Raw genomic sequence first — 12,354 nt, 5'->3', positions numbered from 1 at the left:
AGGCGCTGTTCAAACTGAATGCGAAGATTCTCACCTTCTTCCCGCCCCCAAGATGGGGGCGGGTGAGGGTGGGGGTTGATTGCAGCCGTGGTTCTTGAGGATGAAACGCGCCGATCGATCCAGCGCCATCACGCACCGGAAGAAACCACCGCCGCCAACCATTCCAAAAAAACTGCGAACGGCGCCTCTTTCTCCGCGCCCGGGCGGTGGATGACATACCAGGCGCGCCGCTCCTCCGCGACGGTGAGGTCGAAGGGCTTCACCAACCGGCCCGCGGCGAGATCGTCCGCCACATAGGGCGCCCGCGCCAAGGCGACGCCCAATCCATCCAGCGCCGCCTGCAACGCAAAGGCCGAATAGTCGAAGGACAGGCGCCGCCTGAGCTTGGCCGGATCGACCCCGGCCGCCGCCAGCCAGCGCGGCCAGTCCTGGGGCGAATGCTCGACCTCGAGCAGGGTCTGCCGCGCGAGATCGGCCGGCTTCTTCAACTGCGCGGCCAGCGCGGGGGCCGCGACCGGGAACAGGGCGGCGGTGAAGAGCTGCCGCCCGGCATGGCCGGCCCCGGGCCCGTCGGCCAGGCGGATGGTCGCCGTCCAGTCGGGCCGGAGCTCGCTGGGATCGCCGATCGCGGTCACCACCCGGACTTCGATGCCGGGATGCGCGCGCTGGAAGCCGGGGAGGCGCGGGATCAGCCAGCGCATGGCGAAGGTCGGCCCGACCGCGATGGTGACCGCGGGTCCGCCGGGCCTCCGCTGCAGGCTGGAGACCGCGGCTTCCAGCTCGCGGAAGGCGTCGGAGAGCCGCGGGCCGAACACCCGCCCGGATTCGGAGAGTTCCAGCGTGTTGGCGCGGCGCTCGAACAGGGCATGGCCGAGCCAGAGCTCGACCTCGCGCACCAGCCGGCTGATCGCCGTCTGGGTGACGTTGAGCTCGTCCGCCGCCCGCGTGAAGCTGCCCAATCTGATGGCGGCCTCGACGGCCCTAAGCCCCTTTAAACTTGGAAGATTCATAGGTTTGTCCAACTTTTCCTCAGGCTATTCTGCCATAACCGCGCTGTCGGGCAAGCAGCGCGACGCGCAACACTCCGACCCGAACTTGGGTGGGTTGGAGCATGGCTTCGATCGGGATCTCTCTCGGGCTGCTGCTGGGCGCGGTCTTTCCCAGCGTGCTCGCGACATCGTTTCTCTCCGGCATCTTCGGCATGGTGGGCGGCCTGATCCTGATGGGCGTCCTGCTGATGCTCCTCCCCGTGCCGCTGGCCATGAGCCTGCACGCGATCACCCAGATGGCGTCGAACGGTTGGCGCGCTTTGCTCTGGCGCGACCACGTGAAATGGAACGTGCTGCCGGGCTATCTCGCCGGTTCGGCAGCGGCCTTCGCGCTCTTCGCCTGGATCGCGCTCTCGCCGCCGACAGCAGCGGTCTATCTCGCGCTCGGCACGCTGCCCTTCGCCACCGCCGCGCTGCCGCGGGGTTGGGCGCTTGACATCGAGCGGCGCGGCGCGCCGACGCTGGTCGGCTTTCTGGTGATGGGCCTCAGCGTCCTCGCCGGCGTGTCCGGGCCGGCGCTCGACGTCTTCTTCGTCCGCACGGCGCTGGACCGCCGCGCCATCGTCGCCACCAAGGCGATGATCCAGACCCTCGGTCATCTCTGGAAGTTCGGCTATTTCGCACTGGTGATCGGCAACGATCCCGCGGATCCGGTCCTGCCGCTGGCGGTCTATGCCGCGGCGGTCGGAACAGCGTTCGTCGGCACCAGCTCGGCCAGAATCGTGCTCGATCGCCTGTCCAACCAGACCTTCCTTCGCTGGAGTCGACGGCTGGTCCTGGGGGTCGGCGCCGCCTATCTCGGGCGCGGCCTCTGGCTGGTATTCGCCCATGGTTTTTAGCGGTGATTCCAGACTATCCTGCCGGCCTGGGGAATCGACCGGGAAGAAGGGTTCCGATGCGAAAGATTGCACTGCTTGGCGCGCTGCTGCTGCTCGCCGCCTGCGCCACGCAGCCGCCGGCGCCGGTGCAGCCGGCCGGGCCGATTCCCGCCAAGGACCGCTACGCCTTCACCAAGATCGACCAGAAGACCTGCCCGACCGAGGCCAAGAGCTTCGTCGAGTGGGTCGAGCGCTACGAGGCCTTCGCCTACAAGAACGGCCAGCCGAAGGAGCTGATCGCCGACGCCTTCGAGAAGGTGAAGGAGAATCCCGACATCACGGTGAAGCAGGCCAAGCAGCCGGAATTCGTGACCCCGGTCTGGACCTATCTATCGCGCGCGGTCTCCGACGACCGCGTGGCGCGCGGCCAGCAGCAATACCTGCTCAACCGCGCCGTGGTCGACCAGGCGGCACGGCAATACGGCGTCGATTCCGGGACGCTGATGGGGATCTGGGGCATCGAGACCGATTTCGGCCGCAACTTCGGCGACGTCAACGTGTTCGAGGCGCTCTCCAACCTCGGCTACGGCGCCAAGCGCACCGACTTCGCCTGCAAGGAACTGGCCGCGGCGCTGACCATCGCCAACCGCGACAAGATTCCGGTCGATAAGATGATCGGCTCCTGGGCGGGCGCCATGGGCCACAGCCAGTTCCTGCCGAGCAACTATATCGAGCTCGGTGTCGATGCCGATCGTTCCGGCGCGCCGGATCTCTGGACCTCGATGCCGGACGTCTTCGCCTCGACCGCGAACCACCTGACCAAGGCCGGCGGCGGCTGGATCGCCGGCGTGCCCTGGGGCATGGAAGTGAAGCTGCCGGCCGGCTTCCCCTATCAGGAGGCCGAGCTCGATCTCGAGCAGCCGATCGCCCATTGGCGCCAGCTCGGGGTGAAGACGGTGAGCGGCATGCCGCTGCCGGAATATCCCGGCGGCACCTCGATCATCGTGCTCACGGGCTGGAAGGGCCCGGCCTTCCTCATCACCAAGAATTTCAAGGCGATCCTGCGCTACAACAACTCGACTTCCTATGCGCTCTCGGTCGCCTATCTCGGCCAGCGCATCCTGGGCGGGCCGGGCGTGCAGGCGGCCTGGCCGACGTCCGAGCCGCCGCTCAATCTTGCCGAGCGCGAGGAGATCCAGACGCGTCTCGCCGCGCAGGGCTATGACGTCGGCAAGGTCGATGGCGTGCTCGGCCTGAAGACCCGCAAGGCGGCGCGTCTGTTCCAGGCCAAGGTCGGCCTGCCCCAGGACGGCTATGCCAACAAGGCGCTGCTTGAAACCTTGCGCCGGCAGCCTTCGGTCTGATGAGCACCGCGGCGACGGTCGAACGCATTCTCGAGCGGATCGGTCACCGCCAGCCGAAACTCGCGATCGTGCTCTCGACCGGCCTGCAGGCGGTGGACGGCGATGTCGAGGATCCGACCGTCTTCGCCTATGCGGAACTGCCCGGCTTTCCGAAAAGCGCCGTCGCCAGCCATCGCGGCCGCCTGCTGCTCGGCAAGCTGGCGGGACACAGCGTGGCGCTCTTGGAGAGTCACGAGGACTACTATCGCGCCGGCCGGGTCGATGCGATGCGCGAGCCGTTGGAAGTTGCGGCCGCACTCGGCTGCGGCAAGGTGTTGCTCACCGCGGCGGCGCATTCGCTGCGCACCGATCTCGGCCCCGGACGCCTGGCGCTGGTGACCGGCCATGCCATGCTCGGCGATCCGATGTCCTTGAGCCAGGGTTTCGGCACCCGCTATCCGATCGACTGGCACGCGGCCTATGAGCCGGTGCTCACCGAGCGCCTGGTCGCGGCCTCGGCGCGGGTCGAGGTGCCGCTCGCCGCCGGCTGCTTCGGCTGGGGCGCGGCGTCGCCCGCGGCGGCGCGCGACCAGGGTGCCGAGATGGTCGGCGTCTCGCTGATCCCCGAGGCGATCATCGCCCGCGCGCTCGGCATGCGGAGCGTCGCCGTCGCCAACATCCTGGACTGGGCCCCGGGTGCCGCACCCGCCGGCGTCTCGCCGGACCTCGCCCGCCAGCGCGCCGATTTCGGCGCCATCCATCTCCGCCGCATCCTCGCCGACTACCTGCAGCACGGCGGCGCCGACTGACTCCACGTGGCCCCACTTGACGCCGCTCTGCTGCGTTAACACTTCCGTCATCCGCGTTGCTTTTCCGGGACTGATCGGTATAGTCCCGGCCGCGGCGTCCGCCCCCGCGATCCGCCAACGATATGGGATGAAAAAATGTTTGTTTCCGAGGCCTTAGCGCAGACCGCCGGTGCCGCCGCGCCGGCCAGCCCGATGGGCGATATCGGCTTTTTCGTGCCGCTGATCCTCGTCTTCATCGTCATGTGGTTCTTCATGATCCGGCCGCAGCAGAAGAAGCAGAAGGCGCATCAGGCGATGGTCCGGGCGGCCAAGCGCGGCGACCGCATCGTCACCTCGGGCGGGCTGATCGGCACCATCTCCAAGGCGAACGAGGCCGATAACGACGTCGAGGTCGAGATCGCCAAGGACGTGAAGATCCGCGTCATGCGCCACGCCATCGCCGACATCATGAACCGCAATCCGGAAGCGGCGAAGCCGGCGGCCAAGGACAGCAAGGAAACCAAGGAGGGCGCGAACGACGCCTGATCGGCGCGTTCGCAAGACCCCAAGCAAGGCGCGATGCTCCAGTTCTCCAAATTCAAGGTCACCATCATCCTCGGCATCATCCTGCTGGGGGTCATCTTCTCCGCGCCCAACCTGGTGCCGCGCGACAAGCTGGACAGCCTGCCGAGCTGGGTGCCGAAGACGGTGGTCAGCCTCGGGCTGGATCTCCAGGGCGGCTCGCACCTGCTCTATGAAGTCGATACCGAGAAGTTCCTGAAGGAGCGCCTGGATGCCGTGGAGAACGACATCCGCGACAAGCTGACCAAGGGCGAGACCAAGTTCGGCTATCTCAATCTCCAGGCGAGCGCCGATGCGGTGACCCTGACCCTGCGCGATCCGACGCAGATCGACGCCGCGCGGCCGCTGCTGCAGCAGGCCACCACCGACATGGAGCTGCAGATCTCCAGCGACGGCAAGGTGGTCGCCAGGTATACCGACCAGACCCTGGCGCGCCTGAAGGCCCAGCTGATCGAGCAGTCGATCGAGGTGATCCGCAAGCGCATCGACGAGACCGGCACCAAGGAGCCGACCATCATCCGCCAGGGTGAAGATCGGATCGTCATCCAGCTCCCCGGCCTGAAGGAGCCGGAGGAGATCAAGAAGATCATCAAAACGACCGCGAAGATGTCGTTTCACATGGTGGACGAGGCCGCAGAGGTGAGCGGGCAGCCGGCGCCGACCGACATGGTGGTCCCGGTCGCCAATCCCCGGGAAGACGGCGCCACCCAGCTCATCGTGCAGAAGGTTGCGCTGCTCTCGGGCCAGAACCTGACCGATGCGCAGCAGACTTTCGAAGGCGGCGGCCAGCCGGTGGTGTCCTTCAAGTTCGACAGCATCGGCGCCAAGAAGTTCGGCCAGGTGACCGCGCAGAATGTCGGCAAGCGATTCGCCATCATCCTCGACGGCAAGGTCATCACCGCGCCGGTGATCAAGGACGCGATCCTCGGCGGCAGCGGCATCATCAGCGGCAGCTTCACGGTGCAGAGCGCCGGCGATCTCGCGCTGCTGCTCAGGGCCGGCGCACTGCCCGCCGACCTGACCGTGATCGAGGAGCGCACCGTCGGCGCCGACCTCGGCGCGGATTCGATCGAGGCCGGCAAGAAGGCCTGCATCATCGCCATCGTGCTGATCGTGGTCGCGATGCTGGTGCTCTACGGCTTCTTCGGGTTGATCGCCAACGTGGCGCTGGTCCTGAACGCGATCCTGATCCTGGCCGGCCTCTCCGCGCTCGGCGCGACCTTGACCTTCCCCGGCATCGCCGGCCTGGTGCTGACGCTGGGCATGGCGGTGGATGCCAACGTGCTGATCCTGGAGCGCGTGCGCGAGGAGATGCGGTACGGCCGCTCGCCGGTGACGGCGATGGAATCCGGCTACCGCGAGGCCCAGGCCACCATCATCGACGCCAACGTCACCCACGTGATCGCGACCCTGTTCCTGTTCTGGTTCGGCTCGGGGCCGATCAAGGGCTTCGCCATCACGCTGCTGATCGGCGTCGTCACCTCCTTCTTCACCTCGGTCTACGTGACCCGGCTGATGACCTCGGTCTGGCTGCGCCGCGCGCGGCCCAAGGCACTGCCGCTCTGAGGCCAGGAAAAATGTACAAGCCCATTCACCTCGTCCCCGCCAACACCAAGATCGACTTCATCCGCTACCACAAGCCGGCGCTGCTGCTCTCGGTCATCATGGTGGTGGGCAGTATCATCCTGCTGTTCACCAAGGGCCTGAACTACGGCATCGACTTCGCGGGCGGCGTGCTCATGGAAGTGCAGTCGAAGCAGGAGCAGGTGGTCGACCTCGGCGCGATGCGCGGCAAGCTCGACGGCCTCGAGATCGGCGAGATCGTGCTGCAGACCTTCGGCGCGCCGAACACCGTGCTGATCCGCATCCCGCAGCAGCACGGCGGCGAGGGCGCCACGCAGGAAGCGGTCGGCAAGGTGAAGACGGCCTTGGGCGACCAGTGGGACTACCGCCGCACCGAGACCGTCGGCCCCAAGGTCGGCTCCGAGCTGAAGTCGAGCGCGGTCTGGGCCTCGATCCTGGCGATCCTCGGCATCATGGGCTACGTCTGGTTCCGCTATGAATGGCAGTTCGGCATCAACGCGGTGCTGGCGCTGTTCCACGACTGCCTGACCACGGTCGGGTTCTTCTCGCTGACCGGGCTGGAGTTCAACCTCACCACGGTCGCCGCGGTGCTCACCATCGCCGGATATTCCGTGAACGACACGGTCGTGATCTACGACCGCATCCGCTACGAGATGCGGCGCTACAAGACCATGCCGATGGCCGATCTGCTCAATCTGGCGCTGAACACTACCTTGAGCCGCACCACGGTCACCAGCGGCCTGACATTGCTCTCGGTGCTGGCGCTTGCGCTGTTCGGCGGCGAGGTGATGTTCGGTTTTTCGATCGCCATGATCTGGGGCATCGTCATCGGCACCTACTCGACCATCTGCGTCGCCTCGCCGCTGCTGTTGTACATGCATCTCCACCGCATCCGCGAGAAGGACAGCAAGCCCGGTTCGGATCAAAAAAAAACTGACAAGCCCGCGCAGCAAGGCGCCTGACCCGCAATGGATCTGACCCCGCTCGTCCCGCAGGGCCGGCAGATCATCGAGAGCTACGGCGACGGCCGCTTCCGCGTCACCGGCGCCGTGCACCAGGGTTCGGTCCTGGTCTATCCCGACAAGACCGTGGCATGGCCGGTCGGGACCAGCGACGCGCTCACCGAGGAAAGCCTCGCCGGCATCGCCGCCGCGGGTGACGCGGGCATGATCGAGCTGCTGCTGATCGGCTGCGGTCCCCGGATGTCGCTGATCCCGCAGAAGCTCCGCGCCGCGCTTCGGAGCCACGGCGTGGTCATCGAGCCGATGGACACCGGTGCCGCCGCCCGCACCTACAACGTGCTGGCCGCCGAAGGCCGCAAGGTCGCCGCCGCGCTGATCGCGGTCTGAGTCCGATAAGGCCCTGGAAACAGGCCGTTATCGACCACATCTCGAAGTCAAGGCGGTCTTATGCCAGTATCTTGGCAAAGCGGCTCTGGAGATGCCCCATGGGCAAGGAAGACAAGCGCGATAGAAACGAAATCCTGCCGGAATTTGGCGTCACCCAGCTGGAGCTGGAAGCGGACGTCAAACGCCGCATTGCTTCGCTCGACTCCGGAGCGGGAAAGACCACCCAGCAGCTCCGTGACGAGTTGCGCCAACGGCAGCATGATCGTGCCAAAGCGAAGGGACGCCGGCTGAGTTCACGCTGACGTGGCGACCTGGTCACTTGAAGCGCAGATGGACCTCGATGCCATCTGGCGACATCAAGAGCGATGGAACAGCCCTGAAAGGGCGGACGACGTCTGCCATTGGTTGCTCGATTTCGCTGAGACGATCGAGCCGCGACGCTGGCCGGAATCGCCGGTAGCCGGTGCCAGGAAGGTGACCAAGGAGGGCTACATCTTCCTCGTCCGTGAATCCGGACGCGAGATCGAGATCATCGGTGTCTTCGGCCCCGGCATGAGCTGGACCATCCATTCGCGAGAACGATAGGCCTCGCCGACCCCACGGACACAAGCCCACCGCCCGCACCTACAACCTGCCGGCTGCCAACGAGGACTGACGGCTATTCCCGACCGAACAGGTCGTCGATGATTTCGGCGACCGTGTTCGCGATCGCCACGGCTTCACGCTCGCCTTGATCCGGTTCCGCGACGAACTCGAAAACGGCCGCGACACCGGGTCGAGGTTCGAGCGCCGCGCGACACATGACCGCGCCGCCCTTGCAGAAGACGATCAGCGGTCCGCGTGCCGTCTCCAATCGCCGGACCTTCGGATCCTTCGCAGGGCCTTCGGACCGAAGCAGGGCTGCGAGATCGCGGAAGCCCGGGTCTCGTCCCGCATCATCGAAGGATTGCAGCTCCAGTCGCCGCGGATAATGCGCGGCGGTCGCATCGACCGGCTCCGCGCAAAAGGTGTGCAGCCATGGCCGATGGGTGATGCTGTCGCAAAGCACGGGACCCCAGAGCGAGCGGTTGCGCAGGATGTATGGTTCGAACTCTAGCCAAAGGAAGCGGGTGTCCATCGGCGCTCCGTCCGTGGCTTGGGCGCAGAAGGCCCGGGCCGAGCTTCCAATATGCAGACTGTAGATCTTGTCGGCTTCGCTGCGACCGAAGAGGACGATGACCGGGGCCATGGGAATGCGCAGATTTCGCCCTGCCAGCGTTATCGGATACGTCGCGGCAAGGCAGGCATCGGAGGGCGGACGGCGCGTCCAGTCCTGGTACCACTCCATTGCGAAGGGCCATGCGACCAGGCCCGCGAGTGCGATCGGCGCCGGCAGCCAGGCGTACCGCCAGCGCAATTTCCACCGGCGCAGCCTCAGCATCAGGGCACGGGTCGCAATACCGAGGGGGGCTGCGGCCGTCATGACATGGAGGGAAAAGAGGGCAAAGGCCTCCGAGATGCCATTGCCCTCGCCGCGATGCGCCAGGCTGTTCTGCCAGAGCAAGGCGAGCCCGATGCCTGCCACCAGGGCGAACACGCCGAGCCAGCGCCGGGACAGCAGGCAGGGGATCACGAACAGAACGACCGCCGGCGCGAAGATGAAAACCCAGAACATGCCTGCCTTCCCCCAATGCTTCAGCTGGAAAGGCTGCGGGGGCAAAGTGGCCGGGGTGTGGCCGGGCAGAGGAAAACTGCAGTCGCTTTCAGGCCAAAAAAGAAACGGCGCCTTTCGGCGCCGTTTCCGCGAGCGGTGAGGACCGGGTCTCAGCCCATCTTCTGCATCACCATGCAATAGAGCATGGGGATCGAGAGCATGGTGTTGGTGCGCGAGGCGAGCATGGCTAGACGGGCGGCCGCGGTCTTCTGGTCTGCGGTGGCCTCGACAATGCCGAGCGCCTTCTTCTGGTTCGGCCAGATCACGAACCAGACATTGGCGGCCATGATCAGCGCCAGCCACATGCCGATGCCGATCGTCGCGAAGCCGCTCTGGAAGCTGAGCGCCTCGACGATGTAACGGCTGGCGGCGGCGGTCAGGATGCCGAACACCACGGTCAGCAAGGCGGCCCAGCGGAAGAAGAACAGCGCGGCGGGCGCAATATGCTTGCCGACGGCGGGTTTGAGCTCGGCGGGGATCTTCGGCATGGTCGGGATCTGCACGAAGTTGAAGTAGTAGAGCAGGCCGATCCAGAGGATGCCGAAGAAGACATGGACCCAGCGCATGATGCCGGCCCAGTAAGCCTCGGTCGCCAGGTAATCGGGATGGCGCAGGACCGCGACGATGATCGCCAGCACCAGGCCGAGGCCCAAGGTGCGGTGCAGATTTTCCAGAATCTTACCCATGTGACTCCCCCTTGATGGCGCATTCGCCGCCCGAAAAACTGCCCCGGTCATCACGGAGTCGGGCGCGGCAGGCGCTCGCGGCATTCTACAGAATGGGCTAAGGGTGACAACGGGATTACAGAAATCCCCTGATGTTCTAGGGCTTTGCGCGTGACCGACGAATCCGGCATCGAATACTGCCTGGCGCAGATCCGGCGCTACGACCGCGACCGGACCCTGACGGTGCTCGCGGCGCCGCGGGAAGCCGCGGCCGACCTCGCCGTCCTCTACGCCTTCAACCTGGAGATCGCGCTGGTGCGCGACTCGGTGACCGAGCCGATGCTGGGCCGCATCCGCCTGCAATGGTGGCGCGAGGCGCTGGCGGAGCTCTACGAAGGCCGCCCGCGGCGCCACGCCGTGCTGGAAAGCCTCGCCGCCCTGCATGCGCGCGCGCCGCTCAGCCGGGTCCACTTCGAGCGCCTGATCGACGCCCGCGAGACCGAGTTCGACGACGCCCTTCCGGCCGACCTCGAAGCCCTCCAGGCCTATGCCGATGCGACCTCCGGCGATCTTTTGCGTCTCGCGGCCGAGTCCGCCGGAATCGATCCCGGATCGGGTGAGACCGCTGCTCTCATTCGCCACGTCGGCATCGGCTTCGGCCTCACCGGCATCGCCCGGGCGACGCTCTATCTCGCCAGGCGACGGCAGACATTGCTGCCGGTGAGTCTGTTACGGAAGCACGGCGTCTCGCTGGACCAGCTCTATGAGCTGAAGCCGCAACCCGGATTGAACGCGGCCATCGCCGAGCTCGCCGCGACCGCGCGCGGCCATCTCGATGCCGCCCGGCGCCTGCCTGCGCCGAAGTCGCTGCTGCCGGCATTGCGCATCGGCACGCTGGCGCGCGCGCATCTCGCGCGCCTCCGGGAGCATGGTCACGATCTCTTCGATCCGCGCAGCATCGAAGCCAGCCCACGCGATATCTGGCGGCTCGCCGGCAAGCGTCTGATCGGTTCCTGGTGAAATTCGGCATTGCCGGGCTTGACCCGGCAATCTCGCGCCAAGGCCGGAACCAGATGCCCGGGTCCCGCGGACGAATGTCCGCATTCGCGGACGGGGCCCGGGCATGACGATCGCGGGGCAGCTAGTTTGCCGCGCCGATCTTGGGCGTGGAGGAGAACGCGGCGGCGGCGTCGATGCGGCCCCAGCCGAACTCGGGATCCTTCTTCGGCGCGCCGAGGTCGGTGGCGCTGCTCTCCATGATGCGCCGGATGTCGATCGAGGTGAGCTTGGGATCGGCCGAGAGCAGCACCGCGGCCAAGCCCGTTGCATAGCCGGTCGCCATCGAGGTGCCAGTGAAGTAATCGTAGGCGCTGCCGCCGCCCTTGCCCGGTTTCGCGGCGATCACCGCGACGCCCGGTGCGGCGACCGCGACATAGTCGCCGCGATTGGCGCCGCTGAAGAGACGATCCTTGTCGTCGGTGGCGGTCACCGCGATCACGCCGCGCTGGGCCGCCGGATAGCAGGGCGGCGCATCGGGTCCGGAATTCCCCGCGGCCGCGATCACGACGACGCCGGTCAGCACCGCCTGCTGCACCACCATCCGCACCAGCGGATCGTTCGGCCCGCCGATGCTCATGTTGATGATGCGCGCCTTCTTCTCGAGCGCGACCGAGATCGCTTGCGAGACGTGATAGGAGTCCGAGGTCGAAGCGCCGCTCTTCGGGTCGATTTCGCTGAAGGCGCGGATGGCGATGATCTCGGCAGCCGGCGCCAGGCCCTTCACCTTGCCGGAGCCGGCGATGATGCTGGCGACCACGGTGCCGTGGGTCTCGCCCGGCGGCGTCTTCTTCTCGTCGACCAGGTCGATCGCCGTGATGTTGTCGCGGTTGAGGGATTCATGTTCAAGCGCGACGCCGCTGTCGATCAGCGCCACGCTGACACCCTGGCCGCGCGCCGCCTGGGGCAGGGAGTCGGCGCGGATCTTGGCCAGCGCGTATTGCTGGCTCGCCGCCGCGTTGGCACCGTCCATCGTCCGGTGCGCGAAGTCGAATTGCACCCAAAGCGGCCGGCGGTCGTTGTTCGCCTGCTGCAGGATCGTATCCGCATTGCCGCCGGCGGGAATCCGCAGCAGGAAGACGCGCAGGCGCAGGCCCGCCATCTCATAGCTTCGCTCGATCTGGAGATTGAGCGATTCCGCAAAGGCATTCGGGGTTTCGTCGGGCGTATCCGGCCGGAACACCGCGACCAGCAGATCCGGCGCATGCGGTGCGTTGCCGTTCGGCTGGACGCCCGGGGCGCCGCCGGGCAGGCCCGGCAGCTCATCGCCGATCAGCGGCGTGGTCGGCAGGCGCGGCGCCGTGCCCGGCGTGGAGCCGCCGGTGCGCGGCTGCGCCTCGGCGATCCCCGCGGACAGCCACAGCGCCGCGGCCGCGATCAGCAGCAGCCCCAACCGCATCGTCACGGTCGGCGCGCCGCGCATCGCT

At 66.8% G+C, this 12,354-nt stretch carries 14 protein-coding genes; 10 read left to right on the top strand and 4 right to left on the bottom strand.

Annotated elements, in window-relative coordinates; genetic code table 11:
* Positions 1 to 128: 128 nt before the first annotated feature.
* Positions 129 to 1,010 (bottom strand): LysR substrate-binding domain-containing protein, encoded by an 882-nt coding sequence (locus ACYQ4T_RS11010; RefSeq protein ID WP_459853734.1) that lies wholly within the window; start codon positions 1,008 to 1,010, stop codon positions 129 to 131.
* Between the two features lie 101 nt (positions 1,011 to 1,111).
* Here ACYQ4T_RS11010 and ACYQ4T_RS11005 point away from each other — a divergent pair, with 101 nt between their 5' ends.
* The 9 genes from ACYQ4T_RS11005 to ACYQ4T_RS10965 all read left to right on the top strand — a co-directional run bounded on the left by ACYQ4T_RS11005 (position 1,112) and on the right by ACYQ4T_RS10965 (position 8,098).
* The gene (locus ACYQ4T_RS11005) at positions 1,112 to 1,888 is read left to right on the top strand and encodes a TSUP family transporter (RefSeq protein ID WP_459853732.1); all 777 of its coding nucleotides are present in this window, start codon (positions 1,112 to 1,114) and stop codon (positions 1,886 to 1,888) included.
* Between the two features lie 56 nt (positions 1,889 to 1,944).
* On the top strand, positions 1,945 to 3,231 hold the full coding sequence (locus ACYQ4T_RS11000) for a lytic murein transglycosylase (protein ID WP_459853729.1): 1,287 nt from the start codon (positions 1,945 to 1,947) through the stop codon (positions 3,229 to 3,231).
* On the top strand, positions 3,231 to 4,019 hold the full coding sequence (locus ACYQ4T_RS10995; RefSeq protein WP_459853726.1) for a phosphorylase family protein: 789 nt from the start codon (positions 3,231 to 3,233) through the stop codon (positions 4,017 to 4,019). The genes ACYQ4T_RS11000 and ACYQ4T_RS10995 overlap by 1 nt, the downstream gene beginning before the upstream one ends.
* A gap of 135 nt (positions 4,020 to 4,154) precedes the next feature.
* Complete coding sequence (gene yajC, locus ACYQ4T_RS10990) at positions 4,155 to 4,544, top strand: preprotein translocase subunit YajC (protein ID WP_459853724.1); 390 nt, start codon at positions 4,155 to 4,157, stop codon at positions 4,542 to 4,544.
* 33 nt (positions 4,545 to 4,577) lie between these two features.
* Entirely contained in the window at positions 4,578 to 6,146 is a 1,569-nt protein-coding gene (gene secD / locus ACYQ4T_RS10985) for a protein translocase subunit SecD (protein ID WP_459853720.1), read from the top strand.
* An 11-nt stretch (positions 6,147 to 6,157) separates the two neighbouring features.
* Entirely contained in the window at positions 6,158 to 7,126 is a 969-nt protein-coding gene (secF, locus tag ACYQ4T_RS10980; RefSeq protein ID WP_459853718.1) for a protein translocase subunit SecF, read from the top strand.
* 6 nt (positions 7,127 to 7,132) lie between these two features.
* On the top strand, positions 7,133 to 7,513 hold the full coding sequence (locus ACYQ4T_RS10975) for an Mth938-like domain-containing protein (RefSeq protein ID WP_459853716.1): 381 nt from the start codon (positions 7,133 to 7,135) through the stop codon (positions 7,511 to 7,513).
* Between the two features lie 98 nt (positions 7,514 to 7,611).
* Positions 7,612 to 7,815 carry a hypothetical protein gene (locus tag ACYQ4T_RS10970; RefSeq protein WP_459853714.1) on the top strand — a complete coding sequence of 68 codons (204 nt, stop codon included), beginning with the start codon at positions 7,612 to 7,614 and terminating at the stop codon, positions 7,813 to 7,815.
* 28 nt (positions 7,816 to 7,843) lie between these two features.
* Positions 7,844 to 8,098: a hypothetical protein gene (locus ACYQ4T_RS10965; RefSeq protein WP_459853712.1), complete on the top strand. Its 255-nt coding sequence runs from the start codon at positions 7,844 to 7,846 to the stop codon at positions 8,096 to 8,098.
* Between the two features lie 73 nt (positions 8,099 to 8,171).
* Here the strand turns inward: ACYQ4T_RS10965 and ACYQ4T_RS10960 are convergent, their stop codons facing one another.
* Together ACYQ4T_RS10960 and ACYQ4T_RS10955 are read right to left on the bottom strand one after the other, a co-directional pair.
* Positions 8,172 to 9,167: a hypothetical protein gene (locus tag ACYQ4T_RS10960; protein WP_459853710.1), complete on the bottom strand. Its 996-nt coding sequence runs from the start codon at positions 9,165 to 9,167 to the stop codon at positions 8,172 to 8,174.
* Between the two features lie 149 nt (positions 9,168 to 9,316).
* Complete coding sequence (locus tag ACYQ4T_RS10955; protein ID WP_459853708.1) at positions 9,317 to 9,892, bottom strand: urate hydroxylase PuuD; 576 nt, start codon at positions 9,890 to 9,892, stop codon at positions 9,317 to 9,319.
* A 150-nt stretch (positions 9,893 to 10,042) separates the two neighbouring features.
* Between ACYQ4T_RS10955 and ACYQ4T_RS10950 the strand changes: the two genes are divergently transcribed.
* Positions 10,043 to 10,891, top strand: a complete 849-nt coding sequence (locus tag ACYQ4T_RS10950; RefSeq protein WP_459853705.1) for a squalene/phytoene synthase family protein — start codon at positions 10,043 to 10,045, stop codon at positions 10,889 to 10,891.
* Between the two features lie 121 nt (positions 10,892 to 11,012).
* Here the strand turns inward: ACYQ4T_RS10950 and ACYQ4T_RS10945 are convergent, their stop codons facing one another.
* Entirely contained in the window at positions 11,013 to 12,350 is a 1,338-nt protein-coding gene (locus tag ACYQ4T_RS10945) for a S8 family serine peptidase (RefSeq protein ID WP_459853702.1), read from the bottom strand.
* Between the last annotated feature and the right edge of the window lie 4 nt (positions 12,351 to 12,354).

This window comes from Dongia sp. agr-C8 (assembly GCF_054658695.1).
Note: the sequence above shows the minus strand (reverse complement) of the source record. Positions and strands in the feature narration are given on the sequence as shown.

Coding starts and splice junctions, on each gene's coding strand:
- ACYQ4T_RS10995 (WP_459853726.1), top strand. CDS start 3,231: ATGAGCACCGCGGCGACGGTCGAACGCATTCTCGAGCGGATCGGTCAC.
- ACYQ4T_RS10955 (WP_459853708.1), bottom strand. CDS start 9,892: ATGGGTAAGATTCTGGAAAATCTGCACCGCACCTTGGGCCTCGGCCTG.
- ACYQ4T_RS11005 (WP_459853732.1), top strand. CDS start 1,112: ATGGCTTCGATCGGGATCTCTCTCGGGCTGCTGCTGGGCGCGGTCTTT.
- secF (WP_459853718.1), top strand. CDS start 6,158: ATGTACAAGCCCATTCACCTCGTCCCCGCCAACACCAAGATCGACTTC.
- ACYQ4T_RS10960 (WP_459853710.1), bottom strand. CDS start 9,167: ATGTTCTGGGTTTTCATCTTCGCGCCGGCGGTCGTTCTGTTCGTGATC.
- ACYQ4T_RS10975 (WP_459853716.1), top strand. CDS start 7,133: ATGGATCTGACCCCGCTCGTCCCGCAGGGCCGGCAGATCATCGAGAGC.
- yajC (WP_459853724.1), top strand. CDS start 4,155: ATGTTTGTTTCCGAGGCCTTAGCGCAGACCGCCGGTGCCGCCGCGCCG.
- ACYQ4T_RS10945 (WP_459853702.1), bottom strand. CDS start 12,350: ATGCGCGGCGCGCCGACCGTGACGATGCGGTTGGGGCTGCTGCTGATC.
- secD (WP_459853720.1), top strand. CDS start 4,578: ATGCTCCAGTTCTCCAAATTCAAGGTCACCATCATCCTCGGCATCATC.
- ACYQ4T_RS10970 (WP_459853714.1), top strand. CDS start 7,612: ATGGGCAAGGAAGACAAGCGCGATAGAAACGAAATCCTGCCGGAATTT.
- ACYQ4T_RS11000 (WP_459853729.1), top strand. CDS start 1,945: ATGCGAAAGATTGCACTGCTTGGCGCGCTGCTGCTGCTCGCCGCCTGC.
- ACYQ4T_RS11010 (WP_459853734.1), bottom strand. CDS start 1,010: ATGAATCTTCCAAGTTTAAAGGGGCTTAGGGCCGTCGAGGCCGCCATC.
- ACYQ4T_RS10965 (WP_459853712.1), top strand. CDS start 7,844: ATGGACCTCGATGCCATCTGGCGACATCAAGAGCGATGGAACAGCCCT.